The following is an 18,422-nucleotide window of genomic DNA, read 5'->3' as shown; positions in this document are numbered from 1 at the left end:
CAAAACAACGGTAATAGTTGCTCGAAAACCGGCATGTTGCCGAGGGGCGTCGAAAACAACCTAAATATTGAGGCAAAAGGTTCCTGTGGTATTTTTTGAACGTTGTTGCAGCATGCTTAACACCCGGTAAGCGTTATATTCCATATCTTGCACTTTCCCCCTCAGTGCCGGTCGATCCGGCACTGGTAGCAATTATTGCGCGCCGAACGAACGTGGACATAGGCGATGTCGTCGCGCACCAGCAGGCCCTGCGCATAGGTCACCAGGTCGTCCGTTGGAATGACCGCTCCGGTGCCATAGACAATGCGATTGTCCTCCCCATAGCCGCGCAGGATGTAATCCTTGCTGGTCTGCAGGACCGGCGGCTGGATTTCCTTCGCCTCGTAGCGATTGCAGCGACGCGCATGCAGGAAGATCGGCCCGGTTTCCGCATAGGGCTGCAGACCGGGGAAGGGCCGGTAAGCAAAGACCAGCAGTTCCTCGCCTTCCTCGATGTTCTGCAGGCAGTGACGGCAGGGATACCCCGGGCCTCGCGACGTCATCGTTTCTGGCGCCAAGCCGTAGGCGTCCGTGGCGCCACTCCACAAGGCTTCGGCGTCGTCAGTCGGCATTGCGTGGAAGAGAATGTCGGTCATGGCAAATCTCCTTGATTGACTTGCCGTGTTATGGCCGCACAGGGGCGGCGGCGCCACCCGAAACCTGCAAAAGCGCTTGAGAACCAATGGCTGAAAAATTGCTAAAAATACTCGTCGCTGTTCAGGCGCGAAACATGGATGGTAACAAGATCGCCAACGACGACCGGATCACCATTGTCATCCATTCGTCTTTCAAGACGCCCCGGCAACAGTTGGCCATCCTGCGGCGATAGATAATGGAAATCGATAAATCGGGAACGAACGACAATCGGGCGCATCGTGAGTCTTGTATCGCTGAGCAACAGTCGTTCCAAGTCTTCGCAGTTGGGAGTGGGTCTTGTGTGCGATGACCCCCCACGCCCGAGAGGCGTCTTGATGTAGCATAAAGTCTCAACGTGCTCCACGCTCACCTTTTGCTTTGCGTGGACAACGAGGCGGAGCACGTAGACCAGCGGTGTCGCCACAAGCAGCACCAAGCACAGGACAGCAAGCGATTTCGGCCGCCTTAACATCAGCTTTTCTTGGCTAGATCCATCAATTCCTCGTCGCTCAGCGGCCTGACCAGTGCGTCGAAGGTCGAAACGGGATTGAAGCCGAACATCTGGTAGAGATGCAGCGCGCGGGGGTGATCGAGGTTGCTGGTGGTGACGCTGACCTTCTTCGGCTCCAGCGCCCATGCGGCATAAAGCGTCTGCAGCAGGAACCATTTGCCGACGCCCAGTCCCAGCGCGTGCTCGAACAGGCCGAAATAGCAGAGCTCGACCTGCTCCTCGGATTCGTGGAACAACTCGCAGAAGCCGGCTGGCGCGCCGTTGACGTAGAGCACGGTGATGTGAGTGCGCTTGTCACGCAGGATCGCCAGAAGCTTCTCTTCCGGCAGCCGCATCCGCTCGACCCAGTGCCAGCGTCGCCCGACATTGGTGTAGAGGAAACGATAGAAGGCCAGAGGAACCTCCGGCACGCCCATGACAGCTGTGTGCAGGTTGACGGGCAGCGGCAGGCTCTGGCGCGGCGCCGAATTCATTTCCAGGCGGGTGATATGCGCCTTGAGTGCTTTCGGCTTCTTGGAGGTCGAAGGTATTTTCATCAGTTCTTTCCGGTCACGACAGGCGTGTCGTCGCGGCTGCCCCATTCCGACCAGGAACCGTCATAGAGCGTATTTTCGGAATGGCCAAGCGAAGTCAGTGCCAGCGTGACGATCGCCGCCGTGACGCCGGAACCGCAACTGGTGACGACAGGCTTGGAGAGGTCGATACCGGCATTTTCGAAGTTGGCTCTGAGCGCTGGCAAAGACTTGAACCTGCCATTCTCGAAGAAACTGGCCGACGGCAGGCTTTTTGCACCCGGCATATGCCCGGAGCGCAGGCTGGCGCGCGGCTCGGGGTCGGTTCCTGCGAAACGGCCGGCGCTGCGAGCATCGGCGATCTGCCGGCTGCCGCTCGCGACGATCGCCTTCATCTGGTCGAGCGTGGTTACCTTTGAACTATCGAAATTGGCGTGGAAGGTCGCAGGCTTCGGCTCGGGAAGGTCGGTTTCCAGCCGGCGGCCTTCCGCTTTCCAGCCGTCAAGTCCACCATCGAGCACATAGACGTGGGCGGCGCCCATCAGCCGGAACATCCACCAGATGCGCGGTGCGGCCATCGTGCCGGGTCCGTCATAGACGACGATTGTATCCGTCTCCGTGATGCCGAGCTTGCCGACTGCATCAGCGAAGAACGCAGGCGAGGGGATTGTGTGCGGCAGGCCGCTCGTGTGATCCGCGATCACATCCTGGTCGAAGAACACCGCACCCGGAATATGGCCAGCCGCATATTCGGCGGCACCGTTACGATTTTGCGCCGTGAGGTACCAGGAGGCATCGACGATGCGGAATTCCGGCGCGCCGAGATTCTTCTCCAGCCAATCCGCCGATACGACAAAAGCGTTCTTCTGCTCGGCCACGACCCTTCTCCTGTAAATTATTAAAGGCTAACGTAAGGTAATGTCAGGCTTCCGGCGTGCCAAAACGTATGCGGAAGCGCCTGTTTTCCTTGCCTTTTTTCTCGATCTTCGCGATATGGATGTCGCCGACTTCCTGCGTTTCCGACACATGCGTGCCGCCGCAGGGCTGGCTGTCGATAGCAGCGCTCTCGCCAATGCAGACGAGGCTGACCCGCCCAAGGCCCATCGGCGGCCGGACATTCTTGGATTTGACGATGCCGGGATTGGCCGCAAGTTCAGCGTCGGTAATCCACTGCAGGTAAACGGGGTGATTGGCGCGGACGATATCCATCATCCCAGCCGTCACGTCGTCCTTGTCGATTGTCTCCGACATGTCGAAGTCGACGCGACTCTCGTCCTCGCCGACGGCTGCGCCGGTGATCGGGAACTGGCAGACGACGGACAGGATATGACAGGCGGTGTGCATCCGCATCAGCTTGTAGCGGCGTGGCCAGTCGACATGCAGGGTCAGCTTTTCGCCGACTTCAGGCGAGGGCTGTCCCTCCAGCGGCTTGTGCACGATGACGCTCTTGTCTTCACCATTGACTGTGAGACCGAGCTCGATCTTCGAGCCATCGGCGCGCTCGAGAAAACCGGTATCGCCGGGCTGGCCGCCCGATGTCGCGTAAAAACAGGTCTGGTCGAGTTCTATTCCGCCGTCTTCCCGGACTGCTGTGACCGTTCCCTCCGCCGTCGCCAGGTAAAAATCGTCGCGAAACAGAGGGATAACAGGCATGAAACGGTCTCGTTATTATGCAGCTTCGTAAGGCGGCTTGATCGTCGACGTTCTCGCCATCCATTCGGGAATCGGCAGGCCCTTGGAGGAGAGAAATTCCGGATTGAAGAGTTTCGACTGATAGCGGTTGCCGTAGTCGCACAGGATGGTCACGATTGTATGGCCGGGTCCGAGGTCTTTTGCAAGCCGGATCGCGCCTGCGACATTGATGCCCGACGAGCCGCCAAGGCACAGGCCTTCGTTCTCCACCAGATCGAAAATCAGCGGCAGCGCCTCGGCATCCGGGATCTGGTACTGGAAGTCCGGCGTAAAGCCTTCGAGATTGGCGGTGATGCGGCCCTGGCCGATGCCTTCGGTGATCGAGCCACCCGAGGATTTTAGTTCGCCATGTGCATAGAATTCATAAAGCGCGGCACCTTCCGGGTCGGCAAGGCCGATCTTGATATCGGGATTGAACGCGTTGAGGCCCGCGGCGACACCAGCCAGCGTGCCGCCTGAACCAACCGCGCATATGAAGCCATCGACCTCGCCATTGGTGTCGGCCCAGATTTCCGGTGCCGTGGTCTCGATATGGGCCTGACGGTTGGCTGTGTTGTCGAACTGGTTGGCCCAGATGGCGCCGTTCGGTTCTGTACGAGCGAGTTCCGCGGCGAGCCGGCCGGAAAGCTTCACATAGTTGTTGGGATTCTTGTAGGGGACGGCGGGAACCTCGACCAGTTCGGCGCCGAGCAGTTTCAGCGCGTCCTTCTTTTCCTGGCTCTGCGTCTCGGGAATCACGATCACCGTACGATAGCCGAGCGTCTGGGCGACCATGGCGAGCCCGATGCCGGTATTGCCGGCCGTGCCTTCGACGATCACGCCGCCGGGCTTCAGCAGGCCCTGCCGTTCGGCGTCGCGGATGATGTAGAGCGCGGCGCGATCCTTGACCGACTGGCCGGGATTGAGGAACTCGGCTTTGCCGAGAATCGTGCAGCCGGTGAGCTCCGAGGCGCGGTTCAACCGGATAAGCGGCGTCTTGCCGATGGCGTCGAGAACGTTTGCGTGCACGGTCATGAATCTTTCCTGATCTTTGTCTTCACGGTAAGCCCGGTGTTTTTCACCCGCAAGCGTTTTGGCGCAAGAAAATTCGTTGCGTTAGCCCGACCGCTTTGAAGAATAGAATTCTGATCGTATCAGGCATACACGACGTGGCGCACGTCGATGTTCCGTGTGCGAAATCCCGCTTCGCAATAGAAGAAGTAGAATTCCCACAGGCGCTTGAAGCGCTGGTCGAAGCCGAGCGGCTGCAATCCTTCCCAGACATCCCAGAACTTGACGCGCCATTCGGCAAGCGTTCGGGCATAATCATGGCCGAAGCCGAAATTGCTGACCAGCGACAGCCCCGCCTTCTTTCCTTCTTCTGAGAGGTGCTCGACCGTCGGCAGCATGCCGCCGGGGAAGATGTATTTCTGGATGAAATCGGGGTTGGCCTTGTAGTCGTCGAAGGCCTTGTCGTCGATCGTGATGACCTGCAGGCCGGCCTTGCCGCCGGGTTTGAGGCAGGCGCGCAGCTTGTCGAAATAGATTGGCCAGTATTTCTCGCCGACGGCTTCGAACATCTCGATGGAGACGATCTTGTCATAGAGGCCGCGCTCGTCGCGATAGTCCTGGAATTTCAGGTCCACCTTGTCGGAAAGTCCGCCGCGCTGCATGCGCTCACGAGCGAACTTCAGCTGTTCGTTGCTGATCGTCAGGCCGGTGACCTTGCAGCCGATCTCGCCGGCGGCATATTCGGCAAATCCGCCCCAGCCGCAGCCGATTTCCAGCACATGATCGCCGGGCTTGATGCCGGTGGCTTCGGCAAGCGCGCGGTACTTGGCCGTCTGCGCCGAGGTGAGATCGTTGGCGCCCGTCGAGTAGAGGGCCGAGGAATAGGTCATGGTCGGGTCGAGCCATGCCTTGTAGAATTCGTTGCCGAGATCGTAATGCGCAGAGATGTTGCGCTTCGAGCCTTTCCTTGTGTTGGCATTCATCCAGTGGCGGAATTTTTCGACGATCCGCAGCAGTCCGCGTGCGCCGTTGGCAAACCGGCCGCCGACATGCTGGTTGACGAGAAACAGCTCGAGGAAGGCGCCGATATCGGCGCTGTCCCAGTCACCATCCATATAGGTTTCCGCCGCCGCAATCGTACCGCCCGAAATCGCCCTTGTGAACAGGTTCCAGTTCTTCAACCCGATCTGGGCATCTGGGCCGGGTTTGGAGCCGGCGATCTTGCCGACCCGTCCATCCGGCAGCGTCACCGAGAGACTCCCGACATCGATGTTGATGAGGCCCTTGAAGATCATCTGCACCGACAGCGGCAGGCCCCGGACAAAGGCCGAAAGATTATGCGCGTCAAGCATCGTCAGCATCCCGTCGGAAGCGGGTGTTGTGGTCGAAGACATCCATTCCCCCTGGCCCGGTCGGTCAGTGCGCCTGCGGGCTGCTCTCAGAGTGCATTTCCGCAAATTTCCCGCGTCTTGTCGAGGGCAAAAGCGGAAAATCACAATTGTTTCATGGCTCTATCGAACCGGAAATCTCCTTGTAGGCGCCGAGCGGGCGCTTTTTGGCAGCATCATGCTCAATCAGCGGCTTCGGATACGTCTCGCCGAGCGCCACGTCCGCTGTCTTCAGCACCTCTTCGGGTGCATCGAAAAGCCAGTGGGCGTAGCGTTCGGGCAGACCGGAGAGTTCCGGGCAGGGGGCAGCCACCAGACTTGCGCTGCTGGCGTTTGGTTGGCAGCGGAGTCGGGCATGCAGGTGTCTGGGTATAAGCAGATCAGTGCTGTCACGCCGGCAGCACACAAGGGGATCAGTCTCTATGTCTGCGGCTTTCGATCTTCATCATATTGCGAAAGGCCGGGCAGGGCGGCAAGCCATGGCTCGCGGCGTTTCACCCATAATTCGTACTGGGGTTCGAGATCGGTGGGCGCGACGTCGAGAGAGCCTATGTGAATCTCGGCCTCCGTTTCGCTGACATTGAACAGCCTCGACCCGCACTTCCCGCAAAAGCCCCGGCCCTCATAGACCAGCGGCTCGCCCGAATAGCGGAAATGGTCGCGCGGCCAGATGGCGAAGACGGTGAAGACCGAACCGCTGTCCTTGCGGCAGTCCATACAGTGGCAAATGCCGACCCGCAAGGGCTCGCCGACAACCTCGTAGCGAATAGAACCGCACAAACATCCGCCCGCACGTCGTTGCATCATTTGCTCCCCGGCATTTGGAGATCCTGTTTGGCCCGCTGTGCGATGCGGCTTTGGGCATCTGCCCGTCTACTGCCGTCCCAGGTGGCCTCGGCAGGTTCGGCTTGCTCTGTCGATTTGCCGCTGCGTTCGGGTAGCTTCTTGGTGCTCGCCATTTCCATCGGGCTGGCAGAGTTGCGCTGCTCCTCGATGGGCTCGTGACCGCCCAGGGGATCGGTGGGATGGGCGACATCGTTCTGATCCAGGGTTTTCATGGGCACATCTCCATTCGTCTTGTTTGTGACAACGGATGGCGACGGAAACAGTTCCAATACGGTGTATTTTCATGAAACCAAATTGGAAAGCAGGCGTTGACCTGTCGAGACGCGAAGGCGTGCCAAGTGGACGTGACGGCGCGAAGAACATGTGGATTTTTCCGCTTTCTCCGCATGGCCAACGAAACGGCAGACGAGCTTCCTACCCGTCCGCCTCGCGTCTCTCCCCCTCAGGGGATGCTGCATAGAGCGATTCTCCAGATCATTTCAGCACGTCGCATGTGTCCTCCGGCAGAGCCTTGGGAACGGTGCAGGAACGACTCCTGCCACGGCGCGGCCTGCGGTGGCGTTCTGTTCTGCCACACCTGAGATATTATCAGGCAAAAACAAATGCTTGGGAATGGTGTATTTTTGTATTGGAGGCCTCGCCCGGAATCGAACCGGGATGCAAGGATTTGCAGTCCTCTGCGTAACCACTCCGCCACGAGGCCCCAATCACCACACCGTTAAGCCACAAAGCTTAATTGTCCGTTTGGATAAGGACGTTTTGGGTAAAAACCGACAACGCCCCGGCGGATGGCGGGCTTCTAACAGGAAGGTTTGTGATCCGCAAGACGATTTCTAGAGTCTTTCTATTTCCACTGACGGGTTTTTCCACATGCAACGAAGAAGGCCGAGTGATACAGTGCTTTGCTGGGGATAGGCTCGGCATCGGCCGATTATTCCGCGTGTTTTTGAAAAAATCGCTTGGCAAATCGGAAAAGCATTTGTATTAGGCGCACCAACGCTGCGGCAACGCAGATATTCCCTGGTAGCTCAGCGGTAGAGCATTCGACTGTTAATCGACAGGTCGCCGGTTCGAATCCGGCCCGGGGAGCCAAATTTGCAGGCCATGTGCCTGAAAAATTGAAGGAGCCAGTTCTTGACTGAACTGGCTCCTAATTTTTTTTCTGAATGATACAAATGAAAAACCCGCCGATTTCGGCGGGTTTTCGTTTCGGCACGGAATGTCTTATCTCCATGCGCAGCGATAGCGATTCCATCTCGGTCCGCACCAGCGCCAGTGGCCACGCGGCCTGACGACGATTACGGGGCCGAACGCGACCGGGGGGTACCAGAAGCCGCCGTAGTAGCGATATCCCGGACGGGAATATCGATAGCCGCGATGACCACGGTAGTAGCCGTATCGCACGACGACACGGGCCTGCTCTACGTCTGTACCGCGATTGACGGTCTGTGTTGGCACCGGCATCGCTTCAGCCGGCATGATGGCGGAAACGGCCATCATGGCGCCGAGCGCCGCAGCACAAATAGAAGATTTGCTCATGATGTTACCTTTGTGTTGACCCCTGTCGGGCGCAAAACACGCGGCGAGAATAAAAAGTTCCGCGCAACGCACACTATTGAACAGATTCCCTGTTCTGTCGTCAACAAGAGAAGGCGTTGGGCAGGTGCTCGAGATGGCGCCGGAGCGGGTAGCCCTAGGCGGCGATCCGCGCAAAATTCCTTCTGATATGATCGATGTAGAATTGGCCAGGAGATTGGGAAGAAACCATGTCGCGGACCACGTGCGGCGGCACGTCGGCAAACAGCCGCACCTGTTTATTCCTGAAGACGATATGCAGCTTGCGGCCGTCGCTGTCATAAGCCAGGCTCGATATGATGCGCGACTTTACGAGTATCTCTGTCATGTCTGCCTCCGTCTTTTGCGTTTGCACATTGCTAGCCCAAAAGCATGAAAGGAGGCCCAACCAAGGTGGTTAAAGGGCTGATAAAAGCGGCATTACTGCTGCGTTGCGATAATATTGCGGAGCCGCCCACGCTTTCGCCTTGAAAGCTTGCCGCAGGCAAATTATGACCAGCTTACGAATATGCCTATTTTCCGTGACTGAAGGACGGACTGACAATGGATTTCACAGCCCAGCGCAACAAGATGGTCGACAATCAGATCCGCACCACGGATGTGACCTCGCACTCCGTCCTCAACGCCTTCCTCGACGTGGAGCGCGAGAATTTCGTCGCAGAGAGCCTCAGGCCGCTCGCCTATAGTGACAACGACCTCGAGATCGCTCGCGGCCGCTACATCATGGAACCGTCGCCGCTGGCCAAGCTGCTGCAGCTTGCGGGCCTTTCCAAGAATGACAAGGTTCTCGAGATCGGCGCCGGCACCGGCTATGCAACGGCCGTCATGGCGCACCTCGCGGGCAGCGTCGTCGCCGTCGAAAGTGACCCGGCACTCGTCGAGGCCGCCAAGGCCAATCTCGCCGGCATCGAAAACGTCACGGTCGAAAGCGCCGAACTCACCGCCGGCTGTCCGTCGAAGGGACTGTATGACGTCATCCTCGTCAACGGTTCGGTCGCACAGGTTCCGGATGCGCTTTTCGCCCAGCTCAGGGAAGGCGGCCGGCTCGTCGGTGTCGTCGGTCAGGGCCTGTCGTCGAGCGCACAGATTTTCGTGCGCGAGCGCGGCACGCAGTCGCAGCGTTGGGCATTCAACACCTCGGTGCCGAAGCTGCCGGGTTTTGATAAGGCGGCAGAGTTCGTCTTTTAAGTAATTTCTGCGGATTTATCCGCAATTATTTGAAAATAATTCGGAAAGGCGAGGCGCACTCGCCTTTTTTCTTGTCTTGGAATGCGAGTATCTGGGCTGATCGGCTCAAACTTGTTGCGGATGCGCAACGTGGCTGCACATTGTTCCTGTGCCAACCAGCGAAATGATTGCCGCACCGGTTGTCACCGGTCATATAATGCGCAGTTATTGCGTCGAACAAGTTCCATCCGGGGCATGCGGGCGGATACCGGGACCGCATGACGCGGCCGTAGATAGAGACGGGCTGTTAAAGGTTCGCGATTTGGTGGCCTTACGGCTGCAGGCAGGGTGTGTGACGTGTTGAAGTTCAGAATGGCTACGCTGGCCGCGTTCATGCTCCCGGTATCGTTTGCCATTGCCGGTCCCGCTTGGGCCGATTCCATCTATGACGCGATGGCGAAAGCGTATGAGAACAACCCCGACCTCAATGCCGCCCGCGCCGGCCTCCGCGCCACCGACGAAGGCGTGACCATTGCCAAGTCCGGCTGGCGGCCGCAGGTTTCCGGCTTCGTGCAGAAGACGACGACGAACTTCAAGACGGTCGGCAAGTTGACCGTCGGCCAGACATCGATTGGCTTGCCGATTCAGAGCGATGACATCACCACCCATACCGGTCAGATCGGCATCACCGTCACGCAGCAAGTGTTCGACGGCTTCCAGACCTTGAACAATGTCCGCGCGGCCGAATCGAACGTCTATTCCGAGCGCGCCCAGCTCAAGGCCAACGAGATCCAGATCCTGCTGTCGGCCGCGGAAAGCTATGCCAACATTGCCCGCGATCAGCAGATCGTTTCGATCCGCAAGCAGAACACCGCCTTTCTGCGCGAACAGGTGAAAGCCGCCAATGCGCGGCTTGATGTCGGCGAGGGCACCAAGACCGATGTGGCCCTGGCCGGATCATCGCTTGCGCAGGCGCAGGCGCTGGTGGCGGACTCGATCTTCCAGCTCAAGCAGAGCGAGGCGGTGTATGTGCAGATCGTAGGCGACACACCGCGGGGCATCACCCAGCCAAAGCCGATCAGCAAGCAGGTCCCGAAGAACATCGACACGGCGGTCGCCACCGGTTGGCGTGAGCACCCTTCCATCGTCGCGACGATGTATGCGATCGACGCGGCAGGCTACAAGGTCAAGTCCGCCGAAGGCACGATGCTGCCCGGCGTCGTCGTTCAGGGGCAGTTCGCCAACAATACTGGTGACTCGCCGCTGACCTCCCTCAACAACTACAATTCGACCTCGATCACCGCACGCCTCAACGTGCCGATCTATCAGGGGGGCGCTGAATACGGTCAGATCCGCGAAGCCAAGGAACGTCTGGGCCAGCAGCGCATCCTGCTCGACTCCTCCCGCCTCGAAGTCCAGAAGACCATCGTGTCAGCAATGGCGCAATATGAAGCATCGCTCGCGGAAATCGCTGCGATCGACGTCCAGATCAAGGCGGCCAACGAGGCGCTCGCCGGGGTCATCGAGGAGCGCAAGGTCGGTCAGGCAACGACGCTGGACGTACTCGACTCCCAGACCCGTGTCTTGACCGCCCAGGAAAGCATGGCACAGGCGCGCCGCACAGCGGTGGTCGCGAGCTTCTCGATCGTGGCCTCGATCGGCCGACTGACCGTCGATGAGGTCAATCTCAAGGTCGCGAAATACGAGCCCAAGGATCATTACAAGGCCGTCAAGGACAAGTGGTTCGGGCTGCGAACCGTCGACGGACGCTAACTTCCGATGATTGCATGCGTGAGCGGGGCCGATTGGCCTCGTTTTTTCTGCTGACGATCTCAGACAAATCTGTGCATCATCGCATTTAATTGATTCGAGGCGGTTTTTTCGAATCCGCCGATGACATAAGCTTGCCTTGCTGCGTCGGGTGGGGCGCATGCAAGTTGAAATGCGGCACTTATTTCCGAGGACAAGCAATGGCTCAGCCCAATGTTGTGCGAGAACCTTCCATGGACGAGATTCTGGCGTCGATACGCCGGATCATCGAGAGCAACGATCCGGTGCCGCAGGCAGGGGTCGCGACCGCCATGGCCGAACCCGAAGGGTTCATGGGACGTCCCGCCAACGACGACTCCGAGGAAGTCACCCTGACCGTTGACGATGCCTTTGCAAGAGAAGTCGACGACTTCGCCGCAACCGAGCCGCCAATCGCGGCGCCATCGCCGATGATGGCGCATCCGCTGCGCACCGAAGCCACCGCAAGTGCCCGCGAGCCGGCTCGCATGCAGCGCGTCGAGCCTTCCTTCCATTCCGCGCCGCTCGAGGCACAGCCGCAGCCAAAATCCTTGTCGCTCGCCGATGTTGCTGCCCGCGTGCGCGCCGCCTCCGAGCGCGGCCAGGCCGAGCGCAGTGCTGCTTTGCAGGACCTAACCCCCGAGCCTGTGGCTGAGGAGCCGCTCTACGTCGCGCCTGAGCGCGAACCGGAACCGGTATTCGCTTCCAGCCCAGCGCCCGAGCCGGTTATGTCCGAGCCTGAACGCCCGGTGGAGCAAGTCGAGGTCCAGGCGCCTGCGACGCATGTCGAGCCCGAGCCGGTGAGCCAACAGCCGATTTCGCTGCTTTCGTCTTCGGTTGGCGAACAGGTTGCCCGTTCCTTCCAGGATCTCGCCTTTGCCGTCGATGACGCCGAGCGCCGTTCGCTGGACCAGATCACCGAGGATATGCTGCGGCCGATGCTGCAGGAATGGCTCGACGACAATCTGCCGACCATGGTGGAGCGCCTCGTACGCGAAGAGATCGAGCGCGTGGCCCGCGGCTCGCGCCGCTAAGACTGCTCGACACTTGCTGGCCAAGACTTGCCGAATAGCGAAAAGCCGCCGCACTGGCGGCTTTTTCATTGCGTCTGATTGACTTGCCCACGCTTCTCACATTACGGAAAGCGCACTTTCATACCATTGGCGGTACCATCATGCTTGAAAAAACCTATGACTCGGCCTCCGTTGAGCCGAAGATCGCGAAGAAGTGGGAAGATGCGGACGCATTCGCCGCCGGCGCCAACGCCAAGCCGGGCGAGGATTCGTTCTGCATCGTCATCCCGCCGCCGAATGTCACCGGCTCGCTGCATATGGGCCATGCGCTCAACAACACCTTGCAGGACATCCTGGTGCGCTTCGAGCGCATGCGCGGCAAGGACGTGCTTTGGCAGCCCGGCATGGACCATGCAGGCATCGCCACCCAGATGGTTGTCGAGCGCCAGCTTGCTGAACGCCAGCAGCCGTCGCGCCGCGACATGGGCCGCGAGGCCTTTGTCGAGCGCATCTGGCAGTGGAAAGACGAATCCGGCGGTATCATCTTCAACCAGTTGAAGCGCCTTGGCGCCTCCTGTGATTGGTCGCGCGAACGCTTTACCATGGATGAAGGCCTGTCGGCGGCCGTGCTCGAAGTCTTCGTCTCACTCTACAAGCAGGGACTGATCTACAAGGACAAGCGTCTCGTCAACTGGGACCCGAAGCTGCTGACCGCGATCTCCGACCTCGAAGTCGAACAGGTCGAGATCAAGGGCAATCTCTGGCACCTGCGCTATCCGCTGGAAGCCGGCGTCACCTACCAGCACCCCATCGCCTTTGATGAAGAGGGCAAGGCGACGGAATGGGAAACGCGCGACTATCTCGTCGTCGCCACGACCCGCCCCGAAACCATGCTCGGCGACACCGGCGTTGCCGTCAATCCGGAAGACGAACGTTACAAGTCGATGATCGGCAAGCATGTCATCCTGCCGATCGTCGGTCGCAAGATCCCGATCGTCGGTGACGACTATGCTGATCCGACCGCCGGCACCGGCGCCGTCAAGATGACGCCCGCGCACGATTTCAACGACTTCGAGGTTGGCAAGCGCCGGGGCTTGAGGCAGGTCAACGTGCTGACGACCGATGCCAAGGTCATCCTCAAGGACAACGAGGATTTCCTTGAGGGCCTGACGCCTAATTCGACTGAGCAGGGCTTCTGGGATCAGCTTGAAGGCAAGGATCGCTTTGCCGCCCGCAAGCTGATCGTCGAGATGATGGAAGAGGCCGGCCTGCTCGACAAGATCGAGCCGCACACCCACATGGTCCCGCATGGCGACCGCGGCGGCGTGCCGATCGAGCCGCGCCTGACCGAGCAATGGTATGTCGATGCGGCAACGCTCGCCAAGCCGGCAATTGCCTCGGTCCGCGAAGGCCGCACCAATTTCGTCCCGAAGAACTGGGAAAAGACCTATTTCGAATGGATGGAAAACATCCAGCCTTGGTGCGTCTCGCGCCAGCTGTGGTGGGGGCACCAGATCCCGGCTTGGTATGGTCCGGATGGCACCGTCTTCGTCGAGAAGTCCGAGGAAGAGGCGCTGCATGCCGCCATCCAGCATTACCTCGCCCATGAAGGCCCGATGAAGGCCGTTGTCGAGGACCTGCTCGAAAACATGAAGCCTGGCGAGATCCTGACCCGCGACGAGGATGTGCTCGATACCTGGTTCTCTTCGGCGCTCTGGCCATTCTCGACGCTTGGCTGGCCGGAAAAGACGCCGGAACTGGCCCGCTACTATCAGACCGACGTTCTGGTCACCGGTTTTGATATCATCTTCTTCTGGGTCGCCCGGATGATGATGATGGGCCTGCATTTCATGGAGGACGGGGAAGGCACGCCGGTCGAGCCGTTCCACACCGTCTACGTGCATGCGCTGGTCCGCGACAAGAACGGCCAGAAGATGTCGAAGTCCAAGGGCAACGTCACCGATCCGCTCGAACTGATCGAGGAATACGGCGCCGACGCGCTGCGGTTTACGTTGTCGATCATGGCGGCGCAGGGCAGGGATGTGAAGCTCGACCCGGCCCGCATTGCCGGCTACCGCAATTTCGGCACCAAGCTCTGGAATGCGACGCGTTTTGCAGAGATGAACGGGGTTAAGGCGGATCCGAATTTCAAGCCGGCTGATGCCAAGCTGACCATCAGCCGCTGGATCCTGACCGAACTCAACAAGACCGTGGCCGAGGTTACCTCGGGCATCGAGCAGTTCAAGTTCAACGAAGCCGCTGGTTCGCTCTACCGCTTCGTCTGGAACCAGTTTTGCGACTGGTATCTCGAACTCCTCAAGCCGATCTTCATGGGAGAGGACGAAGCGGCCAAGGCCGAAGCGCAGGCCTGCGCGGCCTATGTGCTGGAAGAGACCTACAAGCTGCTGCATCCCTTCATGCCGTTCATGACCGAGGAGCTGTGGGAGCACACCGACGCGAGAGCGAGCCTGCTTTGCCACGCTGCATGGCCAGCACCGTCCTTTGCCGACAACACGGCGGCTGACGAAATCAACTGGCTGATCGATCTGGTCACCGGCATCCGCTCGGCGCGTTCTGAAATGAACGTCCCGCCGGCTGCAACCGCGCCGCTGATCCTCGTCGGCGCCAGCCCGATCACCACGGAACGTGCCGAACGCCATGATGCGGCGATCAAACGTCTGTCGCGCGTCGAGAGCATCCAGTTTGCCACCGAGGCACCCAAGGGCTCTGCCCAGATCGTCATCGGCGAGGCGGTTGCCTGCCTGCCGCTGGGCGCTCTGATCGATCTCGTGGCCGAAAAAAGCCGACTCGAAAAGGCGCTAGTCAAGGCTCAGACCGAGATCGACCGCATTGTTGGCAAACTGGGTAACGAAAAGTTTGTCGCAAATGCAAAACCGGAGGTCGTCGAGGCTGAACGCGAGCGTTTGGCCGAACTCGACCAGCAGAAAATCAGCCTCAAGATTGCCGTCGAGCGGATCGCCGAAGCCTGATTTTCAGGGCTTTGCGCCAAAATGACATAGGCCCCGTCGCGATGTTGTCGCGGCGGGGCCCATCTTTTTTGCCTGCGTCATTTTGTGACGATTTCGCAACACTTTTAGCGTTATTCTTGGAACCAGCCCGGCGGTATGGAAAGCTCGTCCATTTCCTGCCACAAACCGGGAGCAGCCATATGCAAAGAGATTGCGGTGGCTGCAGATGCCCTCGCGCCAAGGCCAGTATGAATACGTTAGTGATGCAGTGTCCGAGTACCGCCGTCCCGCACCTCCCGTCATCGGAGAGCTGTGGTCCCGGGCGGTTTGACACCGTGTCGGTGCAGCATTCGGCCACCACTCTGCAACGATTTGCGTCGGGAAGCAATCTGCCCCGGCAAGTGAAAGATATTGCGTGAAATGCCGATACGTGCGTTGAACAGGGTGAGCAGGTTAGTTGTCGGCGCGACCTTGATCGTGCTGACCACCACTGGTGCTGCGTTCGCGCTTGACCCGAACGGCGCCGTCTCCAAGGAATCCGGCCCGTTCGATCTGTTCCGCCTCGGCTTCAAGGCCTATCGCGAAGGCAACAAGCAGGAAGCCGTCGAGGCCTATCGCTATGCCGCTGAAAAAGGCCATACCGGCTCTCGCTGGGCACTGGCCACCATGTATGCCGATGGCGATGGCGTGGTGAAGAACGATTTCGAAGCCTTCAAGATCTACTCCGAAATCGCCACCGAGGGCGTCGAGCCCGGTTCCAACGACACCAGCTTCTTCGTCAACGCGCTGATGTCGTTGGCCGAATATTATCGCAAGGGCATTCCCGACAGCCCGGTGCGCACCGATCTCAGCCAGGCGCGCCAGCTCTATTTCCAGGCGGCGTCCGCTTTCGGCAATGCCGAGGCGCAGTTCCGGCTCGCCAAGATGCTGCTGTCGGGCGAGGGCGGTGAGCCCAATATTCGCCAGGCCAAGAAGTGGCTCAATCATGCCCGCAAGGAAGGCCATGCCGGCGCCATGGGCATCTTTGGTAACGTGATTTTCCAGGAAGGCCAGACCGTGCGCGGGCTCGCCTATATGACCGCGGCGCTCGATACCTGCGAGCCACGCGACCGCGACTGGCTGCAGTCGATGCAGGAGCAGGCCTTCTCGATCGCCAGCGAAGACGATCGCCGCAACGCCATCGCGCTCTCGGCCAATATCCGCAAGAACGGCGATTGAGCCGCTTCTTGATCCGGCGTACCATCGACATTGCATTCTGGCGCCGCGATACCCAACTTTCACTCGACCGTACCGGAATGGCCAAAGGCGATAGTGACAGCTATCGCCATTTGCATTAGGACAGCCTGAAAACAGGCCTTTATAGATGTTTCAGGCCACGAGACTTTTCAGGGAAATATCGGCGCCAAGGCGCCGGCGGAATCCGAGGAACACACCATGCCAGCATATCGCTCGAGAACCACCACGCACGGACGCAACATGGCAGGAGCCCGCGGGCTCTGGCGCGCCACCGGCATGAAGGACGAGGATTTCGGCAAGCCGATTATTGCTGTGGTCAATTCCTTCACCCAGTTCGTTCCGGGCCACGTTCATCTCAAGGATCTCGGCCAGCTCGTGGCACGCGAGATCGAAGCAGCCGGCGGTGTCGCCAAGGAATTCAACACAATCGCCGTCGATGACGGCATCGCCATGGGCCATGACGGCATGCTCTATTCGCTGCCGTCGCGCGAACTGATCGCCGACAGTGTCGAATACATGGTCAATGCCCATTGCGCCGACGCCATGGTCTGCATTTCCAATTGCGACAAGATCACCCCAGGCATGCTGATGGCGGCGCTGCGCATCAACATCCCGGTCGTCTTCGTTTCCGGCGGCCCAATGGAAGCCGGCAAGGTCGTCCTGCACGGCAAGAAGCATGCGCTCGATCTGGTCGACGCCATGGTCGCCGCTGGCGACGACAAGATCAGCGACGAGGACCTGAACGCCATTGAACGTGCGGCCTGTCCGACCTGCGGTTCATGCTCCGGCATGTTCACTGCCAATTCGATGAACTGCCTGACCGAAGCGCTCGGCCTGTCGCTGCCGGGCAATGGCTCGACGCTCGCCACCCACGGCGACCGCAAGCGCCTGTTCGTCGAGGCTGGCCACCTAATCGTCGACCTCGCACGCCGCTACTACGAACAGGACGACGAGAAGGTGCTGCCGCGCACCATCGCGTCGAAGGCGGCATTCGAGAACGCCATGGCACTCGATATCGCCATGGGCGGCTCGACCAACACCGTCCTGCATATCCTCGCCGCTGCCCATGAAGGCAAGGTCGATTTCACCATGGCCGACATCGATGCGCTGTCGCGCCGCGTGCCGTGCCTCTCCAAGGTCGCGCCTGCCAAGAGCGACGTGCATATGGAAGACGTCCATCGTGCCGGTGGCATCATGTCGATCCTCGGCGAACTCGATCGCGGCGGCCTGCTCAATCGTGACAGCCCGACTGTGCATGCTGCGACGCTTGGCGACGCCATCGACCGTTGGGACATCACGCGCACCAACAGCGAAAGCGTCCGCGATTTCTATCGCGCGGCGCCGGGCGGTATCCCGACCCAGGTGGCTTTCAGCCAGAACGCCCGTTGGGAGGAACTCGATACCGACCGCGAAAACGGTGTCATCCGTTCGGTCGAACATCCCTTCTCAAAGGACGGCGGTCTGGCCGTGCTCAAGGGCAACATTGCGCTCGACGGCTGCATCGTCAAGACAGCCGGCGTCGATGAAAGCATCCTCAAGTTTTCCGGTCCGGCCAAGGTTTTCGAAAGCCAGGACGCCGCCGTCAAGGGCATTCTCAACAGCGAAGTTGGTGCCGGCGATGTCGTCGTCATTCGCTACGAAGGCCCCAAGGGCGGCCCGGGCATGCAGGAAATGCTCTACCCAACTAGCTACCTGAAGTCCCGCGGCCTCGGTAAAGAATGCGCACTGATCACCGACGGACGCTTCTCGGGTGGCACATCCGGTCTGTCGATCGGCCATGTCTCGCCGGAAGCCGCCAATGGCGGCGCCATCGGCCTGATCCGCGAAGGCGACACGATTGTCATCGATATCCCCAACCGGACGATCGAGCTTGCGGTCGACAAGGCAACCTTGGAAGCCCGCCGTGCCGAGCAGAATGCTCTCGGCTGGAAGCCTGCCGCTCCCCGCCGCCGCAACGTCACGACAGCGCTCAAGGCCTATGCGGCCTTTGCGACGTCGGCAGACCGTGGCGCAGTCCGCGATCTCGGCAACTTCGAATAATAAAATGGGGCTTTGCCGCC

At 59.8% G+C, this 18,422-nt stretch carries 18 protein-coding genes, 2 tRNA genes and 1 pseudogene; 9 read left to right on the top strand and 12 right to left on the bottom strand.

Annotated features, from left to right (window positions below; genetic code table 11):
* Positions 1-161: 161 nt before the first annotated feature.
* Entirely contained in the window at positions 162-635 is a 474-nt protein-coding gene (locus ACXHRN_RS12575; protein WP_488641641.1) for a DUF1203 domain-containing protein, read from the bottom strand.
* A gap of 86 nt (positions 636-721) precedes the next feature.
* Here ACXHRN_RS12575 and ACXHRN_RS12570 point away from each other — a divergent pair, with 86 nt between their 5' ends.
* Positions 722-868, top strand: a complete 147-nt coding sequence (locus ACXHRN_RS12570) for a hypothetical protein (RefSeq protein WP_488641640.1) — start codon at positions 722-724, stop codon at positions 866-868.
* A 278-nt stretch (positions 869-1,146) separates the two neighbouring features.
* On the opposite strand, the gene ACXHRN_RS12565 is transcribed toward ACXHRN_RS12570, so the two are convergent.
* The 6 genes from ACXHRN_RS12565 to ACXHRN_RS12540 form a co-directional block, all read right to left on the bottom strand.
* Positions 1,147-1,722 carry a GNAT family N-acetyltransferase gene (locus tag ACXHRN_RS12565; RefSeq protein ID WP_488641639.1) on the bottom strand — a complete coding sequence of 192 codons (576 nt, stop codon included), beginning with the start codon at positions 1,720-1,722 and terminating at the stop codon, positions 1,147-1,149.
* Complete coding sequence (gene sseA, locus ACXHRN_RS12560) at positions 1,722-2,576, bottom strand: 3-mercaptopyruvate sulfurtransferase (protein ID WP_488641638.1); 855 nt, start codon at positions 2,574-2,576, stop codon at positions 1,722-1,724. Before sseA ends, ACXHRN_RS12565 begins: the two co-directional genes overlap by 1 nt.
* 43 nt (positions 2,577-2,619) lie before the next feature.
* Entirely contained in the window at positions 2,620-3,351 is a 732-nt protein-coding gene (locus tag ACXHRN_RS12555) for an alanyl-tRNA editing protein (protein WP_488641637.1), read from the bottom strand.
* Positions 3,352-3,366: 15 nt separating this feature from the next.
* Positions 3,367-4,404 (bottom strand): cysteine synthase A, encoded by a 1,038-nt coding sequence (locus ACXHRN_RS12550; protein WP_488641636.1) that lies wholly within the window; start codon positions 4,402-4,404, stop codon positions 3,367-3,369.
* Between the two features lie 119 nt (positions 4,405-4,523).
* Positions 4,524-5,774, bottom strand: coding sequence for a class I SAM-dependent methyltransferase (locus ACXHRN_RS12545; protein ID WP_488641635.1), 1,251 nt, complete (start codon positions 5,772-5,774; stop codon positions 4,524-4,526).
* 109 nt (positions 5,775-5,883) lie between these two features.
* Positions 5,884-6,081: an FAD-binding domain-containing protein gene (locus ACXHRN_RS12540; protein ID WP_488641634.1), complete on the bottom strand. Its 198-nt coding sequence runs from the start codon at positions 6,079-6,081 to the stop codon at positions 5,884-5,886.
* Between the two features lie 10 nt (positions 6,082-6,091).
* Here ACXHRN_RS12540 and ACXHRN_RS12535 point away from each other — a divergent pair.
* Positions 6,092-6,154: pseudogene (locus ACXHRN_RS12535) on the top strand (helix-turn-helix domain-containing protein); the annotation flags it as partial.
* Positions 6,155-6,188: 34 nt separating this feature from the next.
* On the opposite strand, the gene ACXHRN_RS12530 reads toward ACXHRN_RS12535, so the two are convergent.
* The 3 genes from ACXHRN_RS12530 to ACXHRN_RS12520 all read right to left on the bottom strand — a co-directional run bounded on the left by ACXHRN_RS12530 (position 6,189) and on the right by ACXHRN_RS12520 (position 7,317).
* Complete coding sequence (locus ACXHRN_RS12530) at positions 6,189-6,575, bottom strand: GFA family protein (RefSeq protein WP_488641633.1); 387 nt, start codon at positions 6,573-6,575, stop codon at positions 6,189-6,191.
* Positions 6,572-6,826 (bottom strand): hypothetical protein, encoded by a 255-nt coding sequence (locus ACXHRN_RS12525; protein WP_488641632.1) that lies wholly within the window; start codon positions 6,824-6,826, stop codon positions 6,572-6,574. The genes ACXHRN_RS12530 and ACXHRN_RS12525 overlap by 4 nt, the downstream gene beginning before the upstream one ends.
* A 417-nt stretch (positions 6,827-7,243) precedes the next feature.
* Positions 7,244-7,317, bottom strand: a tRNA-Cys gene (locus tag ACXHRN_RS12520).
* 314 nt (positions 7,318-7,631) lie between these two features.
* On the opposite strand from ACXHRN_RS12520, the gene ACXHRN_RS12515 reads away from it, so the two are divergent.
* Positions 7,632-7,706, top strand: a tRNA-Asn gene (locus ACXHRN_RS12515).
* A gap of 132 nt (positions 7,707-7,838) precedes the next feature.
* On the opposite strand, the gene ACXHRN_RS12510 is transcribed toward ACXHRN_RS12515, so the two are convergent.
* A complete protein-coding gene (locus ACXHRN_RS12510; protein ID WP_488641631.1) occupies positions 7,839-8,153 on the bottom strand; it encodes a BA14K family protein in 315 nt (104 codons plus the stop codon).
* Positions 8,154-8,307: 154 nt separating this feature from the next.
* Entirely contained in the window at positions 8,308-8,517 is a 210-nt protein-coding gene (locus ACXHRN_RS12505; RefSeq protein ID WP_488641630.1) for a KTSC domain-containing protein, read from the bottom strand.
* A gap of 215 nt (positions 8,518-8,732) precedes the next feature.
* Here ACXHRN_RS12505 and ACXHRN_RS12500 point away from each other — a divergent pair, with 215 nt between their 5' ends.
* The 6 genes from ACXHRN_RS12500 (at position 8,733) to ilvD (ending at position 18,402) form a co-directional block, all read left to right on the top strand.
* Complete coding sequence (locus ACXHRN_RS12500; RefSeq protein WP_488641629.1) at positions 8,733-9,377, top strand: protein-L-isoaspartate O-methyltransferase family protein; 645 nt, start codon at positions 8,733-8,735, stop codon at positions 9,375-9,377.
* Positions 9,378-9,728: 351 nt separating this feature from the next.
* Positions 9,729-11,129 (top strand): TolC family outer membrane protein, encoded by a 1,401-nt coding sequence (locus ACXHRN_RS12495; protein WP_488641628.1) that lies wholly within the window; start codon positions 9,729-9,731, stop codon positions 11,127-11,129.
* Positions 11,130-11,326: 197 nt separating this feature from the next.
* The gene (locus ACXHRN_RS12490; RefSeq protein WP_488641627.1) at positions 11,327-12,178 is read left to right on the top strand and encodes a PopZ family protein; all 852 of its coding nucleotides are present in this window, start codon (positions 11,327-11,329) and stop codon (positions 12,176-12,178) included.
* A 140-nt stretch (positions 12,179-12,318) separates the two neighbouring features.
* Positions 12,319-15,147, top strand: a complete 2,829-nt coding sequence (locus ACXHRN_RS12485) for a valine--tRNA ligase (RefSeq protein ID WP_488641626.1) — start codon at positions 12,319-12,321, stop codon at positions 15,145-15,147.
* Positions 15,148-15,570: 423 nt separating this feature from the next.
* Positions 15,571-16,344 (top strand): exopolysaccharide production regulator ExoR, encoded by a 774-nt coding sequence (gene exoR / locus ACXHRN_RS12480; protein ID WP_488641625.1) that lies wholly within the window; start codon positions 15,571-15,573, stop codon positions 16,342-16,344.
* A 216-nt stretch (positions 16,345-16,560) separates the two neighbouring features.
* On the top strand, positions 16,561-18,402 hold the full coding sequence (ilvD, locus tag ACXHRN_RS12475) for a dihydroxy-acid dehydratase (protein ID WP_488641624.1): 1,842 nt from the start codon (positions 16,561-16,563) through the stop codon (positions 18,400-18,402).
* The last annotated feature ends 20 nt before the right edge of the window (positions 18,403-18,422 follow it).

It is taken from the genome of Shinella sp. OV683, from assembly GCF_057787725.1.
Note: the sequence above shows the minus strand (reverse complement) of the source record. Positions and strands in the feature narration are given on the sequence as shown.